At 72.0% G+C, this 19,694-nt stretch carries 18 protein-coding genes and 1 pseudogene; 14 read left to right on the forward strand and 5 right to left on the reverse strand.

All coding sequences use genetic code 11. The annotated features are described in order from the left end of the window. Window positions 1–7 precede the first annotated feature (7 nt). Window positions 8–1,900, reverse strand: a complete 1,893-nt coding sequence (locus IE124_RS12300; RefSeq protein WP_189507740.1) for a sensor histidine kinase — start codon at window positions 1,898–1,900, stop codon at window positions 8–10. A gap of 114 nt (window positions 1,901–2,014) precedes the next feature. Here IE124_RS12300 and IE124_RS12305 point away from each other — a divergent pair, with 114 nt between their 5' ends. The 8 genes from IE124_RS12305 to IE124_RS12340 all read left to right on the forward strand — a co-directional run bounded on the left by IE124_RS12305 (window position 2,015) and on the right by IE124_RS12340 (window position 8,604). After that, complete coding sequence (locus IE124_RS12305) at window positions 2,015–3,988, forward strand: serine hydrolase domain-containing protein (RefSeq protein WP_189507741.1); 1,974 nt, start codon at window positions 2,015–2,017, stop codon at window positions 3,986–3,988. Window positions 3,989–4,068: 80 nt separating this feature from the next. Next, window positions 4,069–5,415, forward strand: a complete 1,347-nt coding sequence (locus IE124_RS12310; RefSeq protein ID WP_189507742.1) for a nicotinate phosphoribosyltransferase — start codon at window positions 4,069–4,071, stop codon at window positions 5,413–5,415. 120 nt (window positions 5,416–5,535) lie between these two features. Next, entirely contained in the window at window positions 5,536–6,207 is a 672-nt protein-coding gene (locus IE124_RS12315; protein WP_189507743.1) for a DUF4389 domain-containing protein, read from the forward strand. Window positions 6,208–6,245: 38 nt separating this feature from the next. Next, on the forward strand, window positions 6,246–6,734 hold the full coding sequence (locus tag IE124_RS12320; RefSeq protein WP_189507744.1) for a low temperature requirement protein A: 489 nt from the start codon (window positions 6,246–6,248) through the stop codon (window positions 6,732–6,734). Between the two features lie 23 nt (window positions 6,735–6,757). Further along, window positions 6,758–7,258 (forward strand): hypothetical protein, encoded by a 501-nt coding sequence (locus tag IE124_RS12325; protein ID WP_189507745.1) that lies wholly within the window; start codon window positions 6,758–6,760, stop codon window positions 7,256–7,258. A gap of 193 nt (window positions 7,259–7,451) precedes the next feature. Beyond that, on the forward strand, window positions 7,452–7,658 hold the full coding sequence (locus IE124_RS12330; RefSeq protein WP_189507746.1) for a hypothetical protein: 207 nt from the start codon (window positions 7,452–7,454) through the stop codon (window positions 7,656–7,658). Beyond that, window positions 7,648–7,911: a hypothetical protein gene (locus IE124_RS12335; RefSeq protein WP_189507747.1), complete on the forward strand. Its 264-nt coding sequence runs from the start codon at window positions 7,648–7,650 to the stop codon at window positions 7,909–7,911. The genes IE124_RS12330 and IE124_RS12335 overlap by 11 nt, the downstream gene beginning before the upstream one ends. Window positions 7,912–8,262: 351 nt before the next feature. Next, window positions 8,263–8,604 (forward strand): HopJ type III effector protein, encoded by a 342-nt coding sequence (locus IE124_RS12340; protein WP_189507748.1) that lies wholly within the window; start codon window positions 8,263–8,265, stop codon window positions 8,602–8,604. A gap of 299 nt (window positions 8,605–8,903) precedes the next feature. On the opposite strand, the gene IE124_RS12345 is transcribed toward IE124_RS12340, so the two are convergent. Continuing rightward, complete coding sequence (locus IE124_RS12345) at window positions 8,904–10,031, reverse strand: NADH:flavin oxidoreductase (protein ID WP_189507749.1); 1,128 nt, start codon at window positions 10,029–10,031, stop codon at window positions 8,904–8,906. A 120-nt stretch (window positions 10,032–10,151) separates the two neighbouring features. On the opposite strand from IE124_RS12345, the gene IE124_RS12350 reads away from it, so the two are divergent. From IE124_RS12350 to IE124_RS12360, 4 genes are all read left to right on the forward strand, one after another. Next, a complete protein-coding gene (locus IE124_RS12350) occupies window positions 10,152–10,586 on the forward strand; it encodes a MarR family winged helix-turn-helix transcriptional regulator (protein ID WP_189507750.1) in 435 nt (144 codons plus the stop codon). 250 nt (window positions 10,587–10,836) lie between these two features. Further along, the gene (locus IE124_RS35355) at window positions 10,837–10,962 is read left to right on the forward strand and encodes a hypothetical protein (RefSeq protein WP_268246718.1); all 126 of its coding nucleotides are present in this window, start codon (window positions 10,837–10,839) and stop codon (window positions 10,960–10,962) included. Between the two features lies 1 nt (window position 10,963). Beyond that, a complete protein-coding gene (gene zwf / locus IE124_RS12355; protein WP_229832396.1) occupies window positions 10,964–12,415 on the forward strand; it encodes a glucose-6-phosphate dehydrogenase in 1,452 nt (483 codons plus the stop codon). Window positions 12,416–12,781: 366 nt separating this feature from the next. Next, the gene (locus tag IE124_RS12360; RefSeq protein WP_189507751.1) at window positions 12,782–13,759 is read left to right on the forward strand and encodes a phage baseplate protein; all 978 of its coding nucleotides are present in this window, start codon (window positions 12,782–12,784) and stop codon (window positions 13,757–13,759) included. A gap of 140 nt (window positions 13,760–13,899) precedes the next feature. On the opposite strand, the gene IE124_RS12365 is transcribed toward IE124_RS12360, so the two are convergent. Both IE124_RS12365 and IE124_RS12370 read right to left on the reverse strand, forming a co-directional pair. Next, on the reverse strand, window positions 13,900–15,567 hold the full coding sequence (locus IE124_RS12365) for a beta-1,3-glucanase family protein (protein WP_189507752.1): 1,668 nt from the start codon (window positions 15,565–15,567) through the stop codon (window positions 13,900–13,902). 219 nt (window positions 15,568–15,786) lie between these two features. Next, entirely contained in the window at window positions 15,787–17,049 is a 1,263-nt protein-coding gene (locus IE124_RS12370) for a glycoside hydrolase family 16 protein (RefSeq protein WP_189507753.1), read from the reverse strand. A gap of 359 nt (window positions 17,050–17,408) precedes the next feature. Between IE124_RS12370 and IE124_RS34785 the strand changes: the two are divergent. Beyond that, window positions 17,409–17,693, forward strand: a pseudogene (locus IE124_RS34785) (AbfB domain-containing protein); the annotation flags it as partial. A gap of 233 nt (window positions 17,694–17,926) precedes the next feature. On the opposite strand, the gene IE124_RS12380 reads toward IE124_RS34785, so the two are convergent. Next, complete coding sequence (locus IE124_RS12380) at window positions 17,927–19,069, reverse strand: S1 family peptidase (protein WP_189507754.1); 1,143 nt, start codon at window positions 19,067–19,069, stop codon at window positions 17,927–17,929. Window positions 19,070–19,156: 87 nt separating this feature from the next. Here IE124_RS12380 and IE124_RS12385 point away from each other — a divergent pair, with 87 nt between their 5' ends. Beyond that, window positions 19,157–19,651 (forward strand): aldose epimerase family protein, encoded by a 495-nt coding sequence (locus IE124_RS12385; RefSeq protein ID WP_189507826.1) that lies wholly within the window; start codon window positions 19,157–19,159, stop codon window positions 19,649–19,651. Window positions 19,652–19,694 lie beyond the last annotated feature (43 nt).

The raw sequence follows: 19,694 nt of genomic DNA on the forward strand, positions 1-19,694 counted from the left end.
CGCGGAGTCATCCTCCGGTCCGCGAGGGCGCCGAGACGGGCTCGGTGACCAGCCGGACGGTCAGGACGTAGCCGCGTCCGTCCGGGGCCGACCCGGCCTCCAGCCGCCCGCCGAGCGCCGCCGCGCGCTCACGCAGGTTCCTCAGCCCGTTGCCGCCGACGCCGGCCACCGCGGTGCTTCCCTCCGCCAGCGGCCCACGGCCGTCGTCCGCGACCCGCAACAGGCGCTGACCGACTTCCACTTCGCACCATCGTGCTCCCGGGGCGTGCCGCAGCACGTTCGTCACCGCCTCCCGCAGCACCGTGGCGAACAGCCCCTCCGACACCTCGTCGACGTTCGCCACCTCGCCCCGCACCCGCACCTCGATGCCGGTGGCGGCGAGCACCTGCCGGGCGGAGTTCACCTCCTCGGCAAGCGTGAGTTCGGTGCCGTCCCCCGGGATCGCCCGGAGGTCCGCGAGCGCTCGGCCCGCCAGCGCCGCCGCATCGGCGAGATGGCCGGCGGCTCGCAGTGGGTCCGGGTCGCGGTCCGCCAACTCGCCCTTCAGCGCGATCGCCGACAGGCCGTGGCCCAGCAGATCGTGGACGTCCCTGGCGATACGCCGACGCTCTCGGGCCACCGCCAGTGAGGCGAGTGCTCCGCGGGCCTCCCGCACCTGGTGGACGAGGCCGGTGAGCAGGGCCAGGCCGTAGAAGACCAGAGCGATCACCACGACGTCCAGGACCAGGACCGCGGTGCCCCGGGCTCCGGGGCCGTCGGTCCGTACGAGCGCCACGACCGCCACCAGACCCGTCAGCGCTGCTGTCGCAGGCCAGGCGATGCGGCCCGGGAGAACGATCAGCACCGAGGCCGCCGCGAAGGCCACCAACTGGGGGTACGGGCCGTCCGGAGCCGTCAGTATGCCCAGGGCGAGGGCGAGTTGGGCGCCCAGCGTCCACACCACGAAACGGGGACGTACGCCCGGCGGACGCGGCAGGGAGTGGTACGCCTGCAGACCGACGACCGCCGCCAACGCGGCCGTGTACGCGGCGAATCGCCCACCCGTCACCCCGTCGTCGAGCAGGAAGGCCACGCCCACGATCAGGTACTCCAGGTGGGTGGCGACGACGATGGGCCACGCCAGCCGGGGTGTCAGGGCGCCCGCGTGGATGTCCGTGCCATCGGCGGAGTGCACGGACGGGGCGGCTCGTACCCGATCCGTCGCCGCCCGCGCCACCGTCACCAGCTGCCGCGCTCCGCGCGTTCCCTGTCCGGCCAGCCGGACGATCTCCGCCAGTGCCGTTCCCAGCACCGCGTCGAGGTCCCGCCCGGCGCGCTCCCGCTCGGCCGCGACCCGGGCCTGCGCCAATGCGTCGCGGGTGGCGCGGAGTTCGGTGTACAGGTCGGTGAGCCGGGTGAGTGCGTAGATGATCAGGCCGTGGGCGAGAGCGTTGCCGATGCCGTTGAGTACGGAGTGGACACCGCCGTCGCCGGGGGCGAGCAGCCCGCCGGCGAGCACCACGACCGCGAACAGGGCCCAGCGGACGGGCCGTTCGACGACGAGCAGCACGGAGGCGCCGAGGAAGCCGGGCAGTCCGGACCAGGGCGCGAGCAGGATCTGCGCGGCGAGGGTCCACGCCCCTCGCAGCCGCCGCGTCGAGGGCAGGCAGGTGACGATCTGGAGCAGCAGCATCGGCACGGCGGCCGGGCGCGGCAGGAGGACACCGGGCTCGAAGGAGAATCCGAGAATGACGACGACGAGGACCACGGAGACGACCGCGGGCGCCGGACCGGATTCGGAGCCGTCGGCGGTGCGGTCGGCCTGGCGGGCGCCGTCGGCGGTGCGGTCGACGGTACGGTCGGCCCGGCGGGCGCCGTCGGCGGTGCGGTCGGCGGTGCGGTCGGCCTGGCGGGCGTTCATGAGGTCACGGTAGACGTACACCTGGGCACCGCACCCGGCCCACCCATGTGAAATACACACAGGCCGATGCGGCTCGCACTGGGGCGGCCCGCGCCCGGAGGAGATCGTCGACGTATGCGTACGACGCCGATACGAGCCCTCGCCACGATGGCCGCCACGATCATGATGACGGTCACCTCCGCCACGCTGGTTTCCGTAGCCACATCCACTCACGCGGCCGTTCCGGCCGGCCCCGCCGCCCTCCCTGACGCCCGTGATTCCCGCACCCCCGGCGCTCTCGACTCCCTCGTCGACACGGCCGTCGCCGGCTACCTCGCGGACGACCGCATCCCCGGCGCGGCCGTCACGGTGGTCTCCGGCGGCCGGACCGTCCTGACCGAGGGCTACGGCGTCGCCGACATCGAAACCAGGGCGCCCGTGGACCCCCACAGCACGGTCTTCTTCCTCGGCTCGCTCGCCAAGCTGTTCACTGCGCAGGCCGCCTCCCAGCTCGTCGCCGAGGGCAGGATCGACCCGAACGCCGACGTCAACGACCACCTCCGGGCTGTCACCGTCCCAAACACCTATCCCGGACGCCCCGTCACCCTGGACCAACTCCTCACCCACACCGGCGGCTTCGACAGCGACCTCGTCGGCCGCAGCAGGGCCCGTGCGCAGGACATCGAACCGCTCGCCGAAAGCCTCGTGACGCGCCGCCCGCCCCGGGTCCGTGCCCCCGGCACGATCGCCGCGTACGACAACTACGGCTACGCGCTCGCGGGCCAGATCGTCGCCGAGACCTCGGGCCGGTCCTTCCCTTCCTACGTCGACGAGCACATCCTCAGGCCGCTGGGCATGACGCGTTCCACGGTCGCCCAGCCGCAGCCGGAGCCGATCGCAGCGGGTCTCGCCCACGGCTACCGGCCCAGCGGTACGTCCGGCTGGACCGAGGACAGGGGTCAGTACGGCGCGTGGAGCCCGACCGGGCCGGGGGCCGTCAGCACCGCCGCCGACATGGGCCGTTGGATGACCGACCAGCTTGCCGACGCGGCTCCGGCGAACCGCCTGATGCAGCAGGTGCACCACCGGCAGGATCCCCGGCTGCCCGGCGTCGGCTACGGCTTCGAGGAGTGGCGGCGCGACGGCCGGACCGGTTGGTTCAAGGACGGCGACATCCCCGGATTCCACTCGAACCTGCTCCTCGTCCCCGGCCATGATCTGGGGGTGTTCGTCGTCTTCAACGGTGACGGCAAGGACGGCCGGGCCGCCTGGGACGGCAAGGACCTGATCAATCGCATCGTGGATACCCTGGTCCCGGACCGCCCGGCGACCGCGGCGCCGAGCGGGGCCGGCGATGCCGCCACGGACCCCGCCCTCGACTCGTACACCGGCACGTACCGCCCCGCCCGGGTCAGCCGGACCAGCCTCATGGCGGTCGAAGGCCTGGTCTCGTCGGTCGGCGTGGAGAGGGACGGCGCGAACGGACTGCGCACCACCGGTCTCTCCCTCGACCCCGACCAGCCCGAGCAGAGCTGGCTCGCCCTCGGCGACGGCCTCTTCCGCGAACGCGGCGGCCATGGTGCGACGCTCGCCTTCACCAAGAGCGGGGTACTGGTCTCGTCGGCGACGCCTTCCACGGCGTACGAGGCCCTGACCTGGCGTCAATCTCCCTCCATGCACATGGGGTTGCTCGCCTTCGGCGTGGGCGGGCTGGTCATCGGTGCGATCGCGTTCCCGGTAACCGCCCTGCTGCGACGCACCCGTGGCCGGACCCCGCATCCGCCCGCCGCCCGGGCCACCCGGGCAGCGGCCGCGGTGACCGGCCTGATCGCGGCGGCCTTCACCGCCGCACTGGCGGCGGTCGTCGCGGACGGCAACGCGATGATGGAGATGGTCCCCCTGGGGTCGCCGCTCCTGTCCGCCGTCACGATGCTGGGTACATCACTGGTGGCCTTGACCCTGGGCGTGGTGGCGGGGGCGGTCGCGGCCTGGCTCCGCGGATGGTGGACCATCGCGGGCCGCCTGCTGTTCACCCTCACGGGAGCGGCCGCGGTCGCGACGACGAGCATGTTGCTCCACTACCACCTGGCGGGGTTCCCGTTCGCCTGACCGGCCGGGTGGCCTCGTGCGGCGGGCGTCGTACGTACGTCGCGCGTGCGGTGCGCCCATCGGCCGCGCATCCTCGAAGTATGTCCCTGGTGACCACGACCGAGCTGTACGAGGTCACGATGGCGCTCTCGTACCTGCGGGAGGACATGCGGGCACCGGCCACCTTCAGCCTCTTCGTGCGCGACCTGCCGCCGGGGCACGGCTTCCTCGTGGCCGCCGGGCTCGAACCTGCGCTCGACCATCTCTCGCGGTTCCGGGTGGGCCTGTCCGATGTGCGTGCGTTCGCGGAGGCTCTGGGGCGGCCGGTCGAGGAGCTCGAACCCCTGCACGGGCTGTCCTTCGACGGCCAGGTCCGCGCGGTTCCGGAAGGGCGGCTCGTCTTCGCCGGTGAACCCCTCCTGGAGGTCACCGCGACCCTGCCCCAGGCCATGCTCGTGGAGACGTATCTGGTGGCGCTCGTCTGTCATCAGACGGCGGTCGCCGCCAAGGCGGCACGCTGTGTGCTCGCCGCCGCAGGCCGGTCCCTCGTGGACTCCTGTTCGCGCCGGACCCACGAACCGGCGGGCAGCCTGCAGGCGGCGCGGCTCTGCGCGCTGGTCGGCTTCGCCGGCACGAGCAACGTCGCGGCCGCCGCCCGGTACGGCATTCCCTCGTCCGGCACCATGGCCCACTCGCACATCGAGTCCTTCGCCTCCGAGGAGGACGCCTTCCGGGCGTTCGCGCGCGCCCACCCCGGCCCGGTGACCCTCCTGGTCGACACGTACGACACGGACCGTGGGGTGGCGACGGCCGCCCGCGTCCTGACGGACCTGGGGCGCGGCCCGGGGTCCGCGATCCGCATCGACAGCGGCGACCTCGGAGCGCGCGCTCACCGGGCCAGGGCCACTCTCGACGCGGCGGGGCTGAGGGACGTGCGGATCATCGCCGGTGGTGAACTCGACGAGTACGGCGTGGCCGCTCTCGTACGGGACGGGGCACCGATCGACGTCTTCGCCGTGGGTACGAAGACCGGCGTCGCCGCAGGCGCCCCGTATCTCGATGCTTCCTACAAGCTTGTCGAGTACGACGGGCGTCCCGTCATGAGGCTCGCGTCCGCCCAGGCGACGGCGCCCGCACCGAAGCAGGTCTTCCGCGGCGCGGGGTTCCGCGACACCGTGGGCCTGGCGAACGAGGAGCCGCCGGACGGTACGGAGCCGCTGTTGCGGACCGTGATGCGCGGCGGGCTCCGCACGGAGCCGCCCGACACCCTGGACGCCGCGCGCGCCCGTTTCGAAGCCGAGTTGGCGCAGCTCCCGGAGGCGGCCCGGCGCATCGAGAACCCCGTCGCCCCGGTCCCTGCGGCGTCGACGCGGCTCACGGTCCTGACGACGGTCGTCCGCCACCGGATCGAGGCGCGGCCGGAGGGCGGGCACGGGGCAGGGCCGTGAGGAGGACTCCGGCAAGCTCGTACTCCGGTGGGCCGGAGTGCGGAACGGGGTGATCCTGAAGGTGGGGGTGCATGACCGGCTCCCGTACGAAACCACCGGTTCGGCGAGGAAGTGACGTTCATGGAAACCTCCCGTTCCTCCTACCCTCCGGTCACGGTGACGGCCCGGCTCGACACCCCGCTGTCCCGATGGTTGTGGCTGGTCAAGTGGCTCCTCGTGATCCCCCACTGGATCGTGCTGATCTTCCTCTGGATCGCGTTCCTGATCGTGACCGTGATCGCGTTCTTCGCCATCCTGTTCACCGAGCGGTATCCGCGACCACTGTTCGACTTCAATCTCGGGGTGCTGCGCTGGGCGTGGCGCGTCTCCTACTACTCGTACAGCGCCCTCGGCACCGACCGCTACCCACCCTTCAGCCTGGGGCCGGAGCCCGACTACCCCGCGCGGCTGGACATCGCCTACCCGGAGCGGCTCTCGCGCGGCCTCGTCCTGGTCAAGTGGTGGCTGCTCGCCATCCCGCACTACCTCGTGATCGCCATCTTCGCCGGTGGCATGAGGGCGAGCTGGTGGAGCGGTGGCCTGATCACCCTGCTGACCCTCTTCGCCGCCATCGCCCTCGCGTTCACCGGCCGGTATCCGCGCGATCTGTTCGTCCTGGTGGTCGGCCTGAACCGCTGGGTCTTCCGCGTCGCGGCCTACGCGGGCCTCATGACGGACGCCTACCCGCCATTCCGCCTCGACCAAGGGGGCGAGGAGCCCGCCGAGAAGCTCTGGGCCGCCGACGGGCGTTGATGCCGCCCCCACCGGACGACGGGCGCGGGTGCCGTGACATGAGCCGGCCTGCCATCGCGGAGATGATCCCGCTGCTCACCTCGCGGGGCCGGGGGATCCCCGGCCGGCTGCACACCGGTCACCTGGTCGAACGGGTGGGACTGTTCGCGATCATCGTCCTGGGCGAGTCCGTGCCGGCGCTGATCACCTCCACCGACCACGTCCGGACCGCTGCGGCCGGTATGGTGGCGGTGCTCGGGTTCGGCCTGCCGGCCGCGCTTCGGTGGTCGTACTTCGACTTCGCCCCGACCGCCGCGGAGCGGGTCATCGGCACCGCCGACCGGCGGGACGCCCACCTGCTCGCCCGTGACGTGGCCGGCTTCCTGTACCCCGAGTGGACCAGCAGCGACTCGCGCGGCACCAACGGGCCGACTTCAAGGCCGCCGCCAAGTACTCCGGGTGCGCCGCGCCAAGGCCATGAAGGAAGGCCGCAACCCGCAGTGGCGCTTCAGCAACGACCGGACGGCCGAGCTGCGGGCGCGCGCTGATCGAGGCAATGGAGAAGACGTAGATGTCCGACCTGGACTTGTACGCCCACGTCGCCACCCGCGGCGATGTTCTGGGCGTGGGCATCGGCACGGAGCCCGCCGAGTGGGCGGACCTGCTGGGGACCGACTACGTCGACGATGTGGACGCGGGGCTCATGCGCCAGGACTACGGGCTCGTGGAGCTGTCGTTCGAGGAGGCGCAGGGTTCCTGGCCCTGCTTCGGAATCAGCGTGCAGGCGCACCGGTTGAGGTGGGACGCGGAGTCGGCCGTGCCGGCGGCTCTGCGCAAGCCATACGGTGCCTTCGCCTCTTCGGTGCGTTTCGAGGACCTGACCGCGGCGATCAACGATCTGGGCTGCTCGGTCGAACCGGACGACGACGCGACGGCCACCGACTTCCGCCGCTATCGGGTCCCCGAGTCCGGTGTGCGGCTCATCGTCCGGGTGGACGCCGACGCCCAGGGGGCGGCAGGCGATCTGTGGAGCCTCAGCGTGTCTCCCGCCTGGTGGGGTGAGACCGGCTGACCGAAGCGGGCCCCGGCCGACAACCGCCGGCCGGGGCCCGGGCAGCTCGGGGACGCTCGCGATGGCCCCGACGGTTTCCTCAGTGCGTGGAGGAGCAGCTTCGGCAAGCCGAGGGCCGAGAGTAGGACTCGCCCCCAGGGGAAGGCCCGCTGCGCTAGCCTCAGGGGCGTACCCGATCCACGAGGGGGCCGCCGTGGCGCACCTGACTTTCGACGAGGCTGAGCAGCGTGAGCTGCGTGACGCCGCGCGCGCCGAGTTCCCCGGGAACCCGGCGCTCGCCTACGTCCTCGAGAACCTCGCGGCCGAAGGGATCGACCTGGACCGGTGCCGTGACTGGGACGACATTCGGGCCGAGCAGGGCCTGCCCGATCGCGATGGCGGGGCGCAGGGTGTCGCCTAGGCACAACCGGGGCGGCCGTCGCCCGAGGATCGTTTTCATCGAGCCGGCCGAGACGCAGGTTCGCGTCCTCACCACCGAGCAGACCGGCTGCCTGGACAAGGCGCTCAACGTGATTGCGGCCGACCCCACCGACGTGAAGCCGCACGCCACCGCATCCGCGCTTCGTGACTACCAGCACGATGGTATCCGCGTGATCTTCTACGCGACCGCGCTCGGCAGCATCCTCATCGTCACCTACGTCGAGGTGGACTGAGCTCCGCACGCATCCGTCGCCGGCGAGTTCACCGGAGTGCGGCCGGGGTGGTGACGGTGATGGTGTCGTCGCAGGTGACGTCCGGTAGGTGTGCTGCCGCGACTGCGGCGGTCCACCGGTCGTCGCCGGCAGGGGCGATAGCGGCTTCGGCGCCCCGTAACCACCGGCCGCCCTCCTGGGTGCTGTCGAGGACAGTGACCGCGTACCGGCCGTCCTTGGTGAGCGGCTGGTAGAGCTGCTCGCGGGGATCCGACGGAGCTGAGACACCACCGCCGACGGCGGCACGGTGGGGGTATCGTCATCCGGTCACGGACGGCAACGGGATCGTCTGTCCGACCCGAGGGAAACGACATGACCGATCTGAACGCGCTGCGGGCGAGCCTCGCGTCGGGTGAGCACGAGTTCGCCGACACCCTGGCCTTCGTCTCCGCGCACTACGCTTACCAGCCGCAGGCGTTCCGCAACGGAGGCGTGGAGAACGCCGCGGGCGAGAACGAGGGTTCCTGCAAGACGCTGGGGCTGGCCCTGCTGGAAGGGCTGAGCGACCAGGAAGCGCTGCTGGCCTTCGGTGAGCACTACCGCAGCGTGCTCGCGACGCCGAACGACACCGATCACGGCAACATCCGCAACCTCATGGCCCACGGCCTGGCGGGAGTGAGCTTCGCGGGGCAGCCGCTGGCCCGCAAGAGCTGAACGGCGAGGCCGCCGCGAAGGCCACCAACTGGGGGTACGGGCCTGGCTTCGGCCGCTCGGGCGCGGCACCAGCAGGCGGACGCGGTCGCGGTGCGGGGGTTCGTCCTGCCGGACGAGGCTGCCGAGGCCGCTCACGGCCGGGCCGTCGCGGCGCACGCCGAGGCGCCGAACTCCTTGCTGATCATCCACATGCTGCGCGCACGGCGGGGCGGGCGCTTCGACACGGGTACGGCCCGGCGATTCAGCCTGGCCGCACCCGTCAGTCGGGCTTCGTCGCCGAGCAGTCGTGACGCGCGACGCTAGCTGAGCGTCTTGACGGCGGACGCGTCGTACGGCTTCAGCTCGTCGGTGCGCCCGGCGAGGACCTTCGCAGCCCACTCAGGGTCCTGGAGCAGCGCGCGGCCGACGGCGACCATGTCGAACTCGTCCCGCTCCAGGCGGTCGAGGAGCTCGTCGATGCCCTGGACCGGGGCACCCTGGCCGGCGAAGGCGTGGATGAAGTCGCCGTCGAGGCCGACCGAGCCGACGGTGATGGTGGGCCTGCCGGTGAGCTTCTTGGTCCAGCCGGCCAGGTTGAGGTCCGAGTCGTCGAACTCGGCGATCCAGTGGCGGCGGGTGGAGGCGTGGAAGACGTCGACGCCGGCCGCGGCGAGCGGGGCGAGGATCGCCTCGAGCTCCTGCGGGGTCTCGGCGAGCCGCGCGTCGTAGGCGTCCTGCTTCCACTGCGAGTAGCGGAAGATCACCGGGAAGTCGGGCGAGACGGACCCGCGGACCGCGGCCACGATCTCGGCCGCGAACTTCGTACGGGCCACGGGGTCGCCGCCGTAGGCGTCGGTACGGCGGTTCGTCCCCGCCCACAGGAACTGGTCCAGGAGGTAGCCGTGGGCGCCGTGCAGCTCGACGCCGTCGAAGCCGATGCGCTCCGCGGCCGCGGCGGCCTCGGCGAAGGCGCCGATGACGTCGTCCAGGTCGCTCTGGGTCATGGCCTTGCCCACGCCCTCGGTGCCGTCCGTGCGGATGCCGGAGGGGCCCATCGCCGGTGCGTCGGGGTACGGTGCCTGGCCCTGCTCGCGCACCATGCCGATGTGCCACAGCTGCGGCACGATCGTGCCGCCGGCCGCGTGGACGTCCTCGGCGACCTTCGCCCAGCCCGCGAGCTGCTCCTCGCCGTGGAACCGCGGCACGCGGTCGCTCTGCCCGGCCGACTCGTGGCCGACGTAGGTCCCCTCGGTGACGATCAGGCCGACGCCGGCCGCGGCGCGTCGGGCGTAGTACGACCGCACGTCCTCGCCGGGGACTCCGCCGGGGGAGAACATGCGGGTCATCGGAGCCATCGCGATGCGGTTCGGGACGGTCAGGCCGTTCAGCGTGACAGGCCGGGACAGGATCTCGGCGGCGCGTGAGCTGGGGGACGCGGTGACGGTCACAGGGACGCTCCTCGTGGCAATTACTTGACAACCTTGATGCTTGAGAACTTCATGCAACAGGGGTGACGGTAGACATCGATGTTTGAGATAGTCAAGTATCTCTGGGCTAAAGTGGCCTCCATGACAGAAGCTCCCCGCGTCGACACGGCCCAGCTCCTGGAGCTGCTCTCCGTGTCGCTCGGCGTCTACTACGGCGACTTCACCGTCGCGGCGGCGAGTGAGAACCTCACGGCGAGCCAGGGGCGGGCCCTGACCGCGCTGCGTCGGGGGCCGGCCGCGATGCGTGCCTTGGCCGAGACCATGACCTGCGACGCCTCCAACATGACCGGGATCATCGACCGGCTGGAGAAGCGCGGCCTGGTGCGCCGCGAAGCCGCCCCTGCCGACCGGCGCGTCAAGAACGTGATCCTCACGGCCGAGGGCGAGCGCGTCACCGACGCGATCCGCGCGAAGATGCGCATCACCCAGGAGGGTCTGGCCGGGCTCAGGTCCGACGACCGGGACGCCTTGTACACCCTGCTGGAACGGATCTTCCTCACCCCGCCCACTGCCTGAGCCCGGCCACTGCCTGAGCCCGGCCACTGCCTGAGCCCGGCCACTGCCTGAGCCCGCCCACCGCCTGAGCCCGCCCACCGCCTGAGCCCCGCCCGGCCCACACGTGCGCGCCGACGCCCTCACGGCCACGCCGCGCAGGCCGGGCTGCCGCGGTGATCACGTACGCCGGCTCGGCCGCTGGTCGGTGCCCAGTCGCCCGGTCGGCCCGCCGGAGGGTGCCGGACTCCCGCGGGGCCTCCACAGTGGCCCCATGGAGCAGGTCCCGGACGTGCTGTCCCGAGGCGACCGGTTCACCGCCCCGGCGAACCGGCCCGCCCGCCAGGTCCACTCCACGACGCACGACGAGTTTGGCGACCGTGGCGAGAGGACGAACTGACGTGGCCGCATCCCCCAGCCCTGGCGGAGCCACCCCTGACGACCACGTCATCATCATCTCCGGCGCCACCGGCGACCTCGCCCGCCGCAAGCTCCTGCCCGGCCTGTACCACCTGGCCAGAGCCGGACTGCTCCCCGACCGCTACCGGATCGTCGGCTCGGCCCCCGCCACGGTCGCCCTCGGCAGCGAAGCGTTCCGAGAACACGCGCGCGAGGCGGTCGCCGAGTTCGGCCTCGCCAAGCCCGAGGGCCCGCAGTGGCTGGAATTCGAGAGCCGACTCACCTTCGGCGCCGCCGACCCCGAGGACCCGGGCCCGCTCGTCGCCGCCGTCCAGGAGGCCGAACGGGAGATGGGCGGCACTCCCCGGCTCCTCCACCACCTCGCCGTACCCCCGCAGGCCTGCGCCTCGGTCGTGCAGCTGCTTGGTGCCTCCGGACTGGCCCGGAACGCCCGCGTGATCGTGGAGAAGCCGTTCGGCACGGACCTCGCCTCCGCCCGTGCCCTCAACGACGCCATCCACACCGTCTTCGACGAGTCCCGCGTCTTCCGCATCGACCACTTCCTGGGCAAGGAGTCCGTCGACAACATCCTCGCCCTGCGGTTCGCCAACGGACTCCTCGAACCGATCTGGAACCGCGACCACATCAGCCACGTGCAGATCGACGTCCCCGAGCACATCGACATCCAAGGCCGCGCCCACTTCTTCGAGGGAACCGGCACCTTCCGCGACATGATCGTCACGCACCTGTTCCAGCTCCTCGGGTTCATCGCCATGGAACCGCCGGCCACCCTGGACGCGAACTCGCTGCGCGCGGAGAAGGACAAGGTCTTCCACAGCCTGCGCCCCGTCGACCCGGCCCGGGTGGTCCGAGGACAGTACGACGGCTACCGGGACGAGCCGGGAGTCGACCCGGCCTCGGACACCGAGACGCTCGCGGCCCTGCGCCTGGAGATCGACAACTGGCGCTGGGCAGGCGTCCCCTTCTACCTCCGCTCGGGCAAGGCCCTCGCCGCGAGCCGCCACGTCATCACCCTGGGCTTCCGCGAACCGCCCCTGCGGATGTTCCCGCTGGCCGCGCAGGAGTCCGCCGAAGGCCGACACAACGAGCTCGTCATCGACTTCAACGACCCCGGAACCATCACCGCCCGCTTCCTCGCCAAGAAGCCCGGCCCCGACATGCGCCTGACCCCGGCGGACATGGTCTTCGACTACGCCGACTCCTTCAGCCAGGACCACGCCCTGGAGGGCTACGAGCGCCTCATCCTGGACGCCATGCTGGGCGACCAGTCCCTCTTCACCGACGCGACGGGGATCGAACGACTCTGGGAGGTGGCCGCGCCCCTCCTGGACTCCCCACCGCCGGTCGAGCCGTACGCCAAGGGATCCTGGGGCCCCGACAGCCTGACGGAGCTCATCCGGCCCTACCGCTGGCACCTCCCCCGTAGCAACTGACCCGGAATCCACAGCCCGACCGCTTCGGCCGCTGTGGTCGTCACCGACTCCGGCGCACGCGGAGCGGTCGACCGTCGCCGACAGCGGGGGAGGGGCGGTCCTGCGCGCGGCCCACGGGCGAGCGTGCGTGGGGTCGTCGAACGGGCCAACTCCTGGTTCCATGCCGCGCCGATCGCGGATCCACCGGGAACGACGCGACGGAACGGGCCCCAGCCGCTTCGGACGCAGACCACCGTTGCCGGACGCCTCCTCCGCTGCTCGGGTGCCAGACGCCCCAACCGCCCATCGGGGCCCCGCACATCACGCCGTTTCGGCGGCGGATAGCATCACGTGTTCATCCCCCCAACCCCTGCCTGGAGTCCCCCCATGAACCGCACCCCCGGCTCCCCCCTCTCCCGCCGCAGCCTCATACTCACCGGGGCCGGCGCGTCACTTGCCGCTCTCGGGCTCGGCGCCGGCGCGCAGACCGCCTCGGCCGATGTGGCCGTCACCAAGCGATTCGACCTCACGCAGCCGTCGCACGATCTGTTCCGGTCCGCGAACACGCACGGTGCTCGGGTTCAGCAGAGCTTCGCCTTCGACTGGGTGAACAAGTTCCTGTTCGTGGCGACCAAGCGAAGCGGCAGCCCCGAGTCCGCCGGTGACCTGTGCATCAACAAGATGGATTTCGACGGGAACTACATCTCGTACATGCACCTCAACGGCTTCGGTCACGGTGTTGCCTTCGCCGCGCTGCCGGACGGTTCCGGCACCGAGCTGTGGATCGAGTGCGCCGCGAACGGCAGCGGGTACGGTACCGCGCTCGCCCCCGTCCGCTACACCGCCGGCACCACGCTGAACTCGCCGGCCGGCTCGGCCGCGTACCGGCCCATCGCCGGGGCCACCGAGTACACCTGCTCTGTCGATCCGGTCTACCGGCGTGTGATCGTGCGCTACCACACCAGCGCCGGGAAGCGCATCGCGGTGTTCCCCCTCTCCGCTCTTGAGACGCGCAACTTCGGCACACCACTGGTGGACTTCAAGCAGCCGGCCATCTCCGGCACTCCGCAGGGCTACACCCTCTACGGCTCGTACATGTACTTCCTGACCGGTGACGCATACCCCGGCGACGGCACCCCTACCGGCGACGGCAACTCCTACGTCACCAGCATCGACATCAACACGGGCACCGTGAAGCAGGGTCCCGTCCTCACCAAGGCGGGCTCCACCCTCCACCACCGCGAGCCCGAGGGCCTGGCGATCTACCGCACGGACGCCGGCGAGGCCCGTCTCTTCATCGGATTCGCCACGGGTGTGGAGGGCGACCGGCGCTCGAGCATCTTCTACAAGAACGTGCTGGTCTGAGCCGCACCCGGCCCCCGCCCGCCCCCAAGTCAGGTCTACACACGCGTCGCTGACCGGTCGACAGTTCTGCGTCGGAACCACCGCGGGGGTAGGGCGAGGCCGGGGCCCGCGTGGACGCGGCCCCCGGCACGGAGACCCCGTCAGGCGAAGGTGAACCAGTTGACGTTGACGAAGTCGGCCGGCTGACCGCTGTCGAAGGTCAGGTAGACGTCGTGGGTGCCGGTGGTGCGGCCGATGTCGGCGGGCACGGTACGCCAGGCCTGCCAGCCGCCGGTGTTGGCGACGGCGAAGCTGCCGACCGGGGCGGCCGTGGGGCTGCCGAGGCGGACCTGGACCAGTCCGCTGACGCCGGCGGAGGCTCCGGAGGCGACGCGGGCGCTGAACCGGGTGGCTCCGGTGGCGCCGAAGGCGACGGACGAGAACCTGAGCCAGTCGCCGTTGGACAGGTGGCCGACGTCGGAGCCACCGCCGCCGTCGGAGCACGCCTCGACCTGGGCACCCGACTGGGCGTTGAACGCCTCGGCCTGGATGGTGGCGAAGGCGCTGACCCCGCCGCCCGTGGCGGTGGCGGTCGGCGTCGGGCTCGGCGTGCCGCCCCCGCCGGCCACGCCGCCGACGGTGATGGTCCAGCGGCCGGGGCTGCCGGACTGCACCTTGCCCTCGAAGTCGACACCGGCGGGGTGCACGTCGTCGTACGGGAAGGCGTACCCGAGGTGGTCGGGGGTGGTGTTGTGCAGGATGCGGGCGTAGTGGTTGGTGCGGGGCCGGGTGTAGAAGGCGGCCGGGTTCTCGGCGGTGGGCTGGTGTGCGTTGTCCAGCAGAGTGGTGCGGTTGAACGCGGCGGCGAGCCGTGCGCTGAGGTTGCCCATCAGGTCGTTGCCCGTGGTGAAGGGCGCGTCGCTGCACGAGAAGATCGACAGGGTCGACGGCTTGGCGAAGCTGCCTGCCCCGGGGAACGTGAGGGTGTCGCCGTTGACCCGGCCGGTGAGCGTGCCCCAGGTGAACTGGGTGTCGATGCGCAGGTCGGTGGAGCGGTACTTGTTCCACACCTCGTCGACGTAGCTGTCGAAGTACCCCCGGAAGAGGGCGTTGTTGCCGCGGATCGCCAGGTTGGGGCTGAGGACGCGCAGGTCGCCCCCGCCCTTGCTGACGATGAGCCTGCTCCAGTCGCTGCCGTCGGCGGCGGACTGGGCGCGCAGCGCCGAGGAGACCCGGGACAGGCCGTCGGAGGGCAGCCCGCGCACCGTCTGGGTGCCCTGACCGGTCTCCAGTTGGAAGGCGATGGGGAGCGAGACCATGTCGACGAACGTGATGTTCGCGTACAACTGGTCGGCGTTGAAGGTGAATTCGCAGAAGTCGTGGTGGACGTCCGCGTTGGGGTCCGTGGGGTTGCTCACCGACGGCAGGGCCAGCCCGCCCCCGCGGTTCATCAGGAACGTGAGCTTCGCGCCGACGGAGAAGTAGATGCGGCCGCTGTACAGGCGCGGCAGCGTCACCCTTCGCGCGCCGGCGCCGGACGCGTTGAGCGCGATGGCGCAGTCGGCGCCGAGCGGGGTCTGGTCGTTGGCCGGGGCCGGCGGGTGGTACAGGGTGGAACCGTTGGCCTGGATGAAGGCCCAGTTGCCGCCCGCCGCCGGGTCGCGGCCGAGCACGTAGGCGTACACCGTGTTGTTGCCGGTGGTGTTGACCAGGTCGAGGGGGAGCGTGGGCGTCGTGGCCGCGCCGGCGCCGGCCTCGAGCCAGCCGGCCACGGCGGGGACCGCCACGGCCAGGCCCGCGGTCGCGGCGAGGATCTTTCTGCGGGACATCGTGCGCTGATGGCGTGCCGTCACGGTGGGGGTCCGTTCTGCGTGAGGTCGGGTGGAGGTCTGCGTGGGGCTGGGTGGAGGTCTGCGTGAGGTCGGGTGGGGGTCTGCGTGGGGCTGGGTGGAGGTCTGCGTGACGTCGGGTGGGGGAGCGAGGGGTGTGGGGAGATCGGGAGAGGGGGGCGGAAGGGAGGGGAGGGCCCGTCCGCCGGATCGGACCCGTCAGCCGAGAGTCCACTTCTGGCCGGCCGCGCCGGTGCACCTCCAGGTCTGGAGCCGGGTTCCGTCGGCCGAGGAGTTGCCCTTGGCGTCCAGGCACTTGTCGGCACCGACATTGGTGAAGTCGTGTGAGGCGGTGTACGTCCACTTCTGGGCGTTGGTCCCGTTGCAGGTGTAGAGCTGGACGATCGCGCCGTCCGCGGTGGAGCCACCCGCCACGTCCAGGCACTTGCCGAGGGCGCGGACGGTGCCGTCGGTGCCGACAGTCCACTGCTGGGCGGCGTTTCCGGTGCAGTTGTGCAGCTGGATCGGGGTGCGGTCGGCGCTGGAGGCACCGGCCACGTCGACGCACATGCCGCCGATGCCGCGGATCGGGCGGGCGGCGGGCGCGCTGCCGGAGGAGGAGGCGCGGACGTAGTCGACGGTCATCGTCTGCGGGAAGGCCGTGGACCCGTCCGGGCTGCCGGGCCAGTCGCCGCCGACCGCGAGGTTGAGGATGATGAAGAACGGGTGGTCGAAGACCCACTTCTTGCCGCCGGTGTCGGCCGGCGTGAGCGTCTTGTACGTGGTGCCGTCCACCGACCAGACGATCGAGTCGGGGCTCCAGTCGACGGCGAACACGTGGAAGTCGTCGGCGAAGGCGCGGCCGCCGGGCAGGCTGTACGCGGCGCCGAGGCCGCCCGCTCCCGAGTAGCCGGGGCCGTGCACCGTGCCGTGCACGGTGTTGGGCTCGCGGCCGATGTTCTCCATGATGTCGATCTCGCCGCTGTTGGGCCAACCGACGGTGCCGAGGTCGTTGCCGAGCATCCAGAGCGCCGGCCAGATGCCCTGGCCGCGCGGGATCTTGATGCGGGCCTCGAAGCGGCCGTACGCCTGGGTGAAGGTCCGGGCGGTGTTCAGCCGGGCCGAAGTGTACTGACACTGTCCGTACCAGCAGCCGAGCCCGGCGTCGGTGTTCTTCCGCGCCGTGATGACCAGCTGGCCCTGGCCGTCGAGCGCGGCGTTGGACGTGCTGTTGGTGTAGTACTGCAGCTCGTGGTTGCCGAAGCCCGAACCTCCGGTCTCCAGCGTCCACTTGGCACCGTCGGGCGCACGGCCGGCCGCGCCGTCGAACTCGTCGGACCAGGTCTGCGCGGCGACCGCGGCACCGGCCCGCGGTGCGACCGATCCGCTGAACGAGATGAGGACGGCCGCGACGAGGGCGGCGGTGACGACGAGCACCACGCCACCGAAGGACCAGCGTCGTGCGCGATGAGCAGCAGCCATGGGCGTGCTCCCTTGTCTGGGGGTTGGGGAACGAGGGCGACAGGGCGGGGCGAATCCGCGGGGCGTCGCATGAGAGCGCTCTCAGAACGACGGGAAGTTGTCCGCGGGCAGTGAGTATTACGGAGGGGTAACTGTCATGGCAACGTCAGCGATCGCTCCTTACGCGCCCTTGACCTGGGCTTTTTCTCGGCGACCTGTGGCTTAACGCTCGCTTAAGGCTGGCTTGAGGGACCGCGGGGGCCGGTTGGGGCCTCGTCGGAGCGGTCGCCGGGCGGTCCGCGTCGCCGTCGAGCCGGCGGATTCGGTTCCGCGCGTCCCGCCACGGTTCGGGCGGCGGGGGGGCAGCGTCAAGGCCTGAGGTGTGCACGTCAAGGTGCTGGTATGGGCCTGACCGTCCTGCCCAGGAGGAGTTCGATGCGACGCATCGTCGCCTGTCTGGCGGCCCTGTTGGTGATGGCCGGAGGACTTGTCTCCACCGGCGCCACCGCCGCCTCCGCCGTCGTCCCGAAGACGCCGGCCCTGACCGCGACAGCCGGGTTCGCACGGCGGCCGACGACGGCTCGGCGCTGTTCCGCCAGGACGCCAGCTTCTGCGCCCGTCCGGGCATCGGTGGGACCGGCGGCACCTCGTACGAGTCGCTGAACATACCCGGCTCCTACCTGCGCCACTTCGAGTCCGCGGTGTACATCGCCTCGGGCGCGGGAAGCGGGGGGCTTCGACCGGCCCCAGACGCTCGGCGCCGACAGCAGCTGGTCGGTCGAGGCGCCCTGGGCGCCCTGACGGGAACCCCGTCCGGCCCGTGCGGGCCGGACGGGGAGCCGTGCCGCGGGTCCTTCCGAGCGCGTGCGCCCGGAGGGACCCGCTCGTCGTCACGGACTCAGGCGGTGTGCAGCCGCAGGCCGTACCGGCCGAGGATCTCGTTGATCGGCTGGAACCACGTCTCGCCGCCGGAGGAGCAGTTGCCCCAGCCGCCGGAGGTGACGCCCTGGGCCTGGTCACCGCTGAGGAACGAGCCGCCGGAGTCGCCGCCCTCGGCGCAGACGCTGGTCTTGGTCATCTGGTAGACGGCGCCCTGGCTGTAGTTCACCGTCTCGTTCTTGGCCAGGACCGTGCCGCAGCGCCAGTGCGTGGTCGAGCCGGAGCGGCAGATCGAGGAGCCCACAGGCGCCTCGGCCGACCCGCGGACCAGCTGGTCGGGGATGGTGCCCCAGCCGAGGACGACGGGCACGGTCCACCAGCCGCTGTGGATCGAGACGTACGCGTAGTCGTCGCCGGGGAACGAGGAACCCTGGAAGGTGCCCATCGCGGAACCGTCCCAGCCGCGCACCGCCGCGCCGGCCCGACCGCAGTGCCCGGCCGTCACGAAGCCCCCGTGCACGGAGAAGCCGATCGAGCAGCGGACGTTGCCGGTGTAGTACGGGTCGCCGCCGACCGTGCCCGCCGCGTAGGTTCGGGGCGCCTGCGCCGTCTCGGCGACGGTGACGGCGCCGCCGGCCCGGGCCCGGTCCACGAAGGACCGCACGGCGGGGGTCTGCCGCTCGGAGCGCACGACGTCGACCACCACGCTGTTGCTCTTCGGGTCGACGTGCCAGCCGGCCACTCCAGCGGGTGCGTTCAGCGTGTCCAGGCGGGCCTTGGCGCGGTCCAGCGCCGCCGCGCTGTGCCGGACCAGCCGGGTGTCGGCGCCCAGTGCCCGGACCTCCGCCTCCTCGGCGCGGTCGGTCACGGCGACGACGAGCCGCCCGGTCGCCGCGTCGAACCAGGAACCGCCGTAGGCCGCGCCCGCGCTCCGGCGGGCGGCCTTCTCCACCTCGACGGCGGCCTTCTCGGCGGTGAGCCGCTCCTCGGCCTCGGCCGCCGTGAGCCCGAGGTCCCGGCTCATGGCGTCGAGGAGGCCGGCCGAGGCGGACGGCGCCGCCGCGGGCTCGGGGAGCGGGGCCGCGCCGGCCTGGACGGCGCTCAGACCGACCGTCAGGAGTACGGCGGCGATGGCGGCGCGCAGGGGGGTGGTGCGTTTCACGGGACCTCCTGGTGTGGGGGTTGGCCATCTTGAGAGCGCTCTCAGTGAGCGCCGTCGTCACGCTATCCGGCCCCGCTTGTCAGGTCCATACCAGGTTTCGGCCGTCGCGACGGCAGCGCCGGAGCGCCGCCCCCGGGCACGGCGAAGTCCCGGACCGCGGGCCCGTGCCCGCGGTCCGGGGAGCCCGGGGCCGCGCGGTGTTCCCGCGCGGCCCCGGCGGACGTCGCCCTACGGCGCGCCCAAGGCTACGACCACCTCTGGGTCCTGGCCTCCCACGAATCCGTGGCTCCGCGCCGAGCCGCCCGTCTGTCCGCCCCGGACGGCGACAGGACCATGGAGGTCTGGACGACCGCCCCCGGCCTCCAGGTCTACACGGCCAACCATCTCGACGGCACCCTCACCGACCCGGCCGGCCACCCTCTGGGCCGGCACGGCGCCGTCTGCCTGGAGACCCAGCACCTCCCCGACGCGCCCAACCGCCCCGCCTACCCGAGCGCCGTACTCCGCCCCGGGACGACAGGCCACCGCCGCACGGAATTCCGCTTCCCCCGCCCGGCGGCACGGACGCCGTCGGCCGACTGACGCCGGCCCCTCCGCCCTGGGGCCACCGCCCAACTCCCCGACG

This window comes from Streptomyces narbonensis (assembly GCF_014649015.1).
Taxonomy (GTDB): domain Bacteria; phylum Actinomycetota; class Actinomycetes; order Streptomycetales; family Streptomycetaceae; genus Streptomyces; species Streptomyces narbonensis.

What these genes read in the sequence shown, in the direction of transcription:
- IE124_RS12300 (WP_189507740.1), bottom strand. Translation starts at nt 1,900, where the DNA reads ATGAACGCCCGCCAGGCCGACCGCACCGCCGACCGCACCGCCGACGGC.
- IE124_RS12305 (WP_189507741.1), top strand. Translation starts at nt 2,015, where the DNA reads ATGCGTACGACGCCGATACGAGCCCTCGCCACGATGGCCGCCACGATC.
- IE124_RS12310 (WP_189507742.1), top strand. Translation starts at nt 4,069, where the DNA reads ATGTCCCTGGTGACCACGACCGAGCTGTACGAGGTCACGATGGCGCTC.
- IE124_RS12315 (WP_189507743.1), top strand. Translation starts at nt 5,536, where the DNA reads ATGGAAACCTCCCGTTCCTCCTACCCTCCGGTCACGGTGACGGCCCGG.
- IE124_RS12320 (WP_189507744.1), top strand. Translation starts at nt 6,246, where the DNA reads ATGAGCCGGCCTGCCATCGCGGAGATGATCCCGCTGCTCACCTCGCGG.
- IE124_RS12325 (WP_189507745.1), top strand. Translation starts at nt 6,758, where the DNA reads ATGTCCGACCTGGACTTGTACGCCCACGTCGCCACCCGCGGCGATGTT.
- IE124_RS12340 (WP_189507748.1), top strand. Translation starts at nt 8,263, where the DNA reads ATGACCGATCTGAACGCGCTGCGGGCGAGCCTCGCGTCGGGTGAGCAC.
- IE124_RS12350 (WP_189507750.1), top strand. Translation starts at nt 10,152, where the DNA reads ATGACAGAAGCTCCCCGCGTCGACACGGCCCAGCTCCTGGAGCTGCTC.
- IE124_RS35355 (WP_268246718.1), top strand. Translation starts at nt 10,837, where the DNA reads ATGGAGCAGGTCCCGGACGTGCTGTCCCGAGGCGACCGGTTCACCGCC.
- IE124_RS12360 (WP_189507751.1), top strand. Translation starts at nt 12,782, where the DNA reads ATGAACCGCACCCCCGGCTCCCCCCTCTCCCGCCGCAGCCTCATACTC.
- IE124_RS12365 (WP_189507752.1), bottom strand. Translation starts at nt 15,567, where the DNA reads ATGTCCCGCAGAAAGATCCTCGCCGCGACCGCGGGCCTGGCCGTGGCG.
- IE124_RS12370 (WP_189507753.1), bottom strand. Translation starts at nt 17,049, where the DNA reads ATGGCTGCTGCTCATCGCGCACGACGCTGGTCCTTCGGTGGCGTGGTG.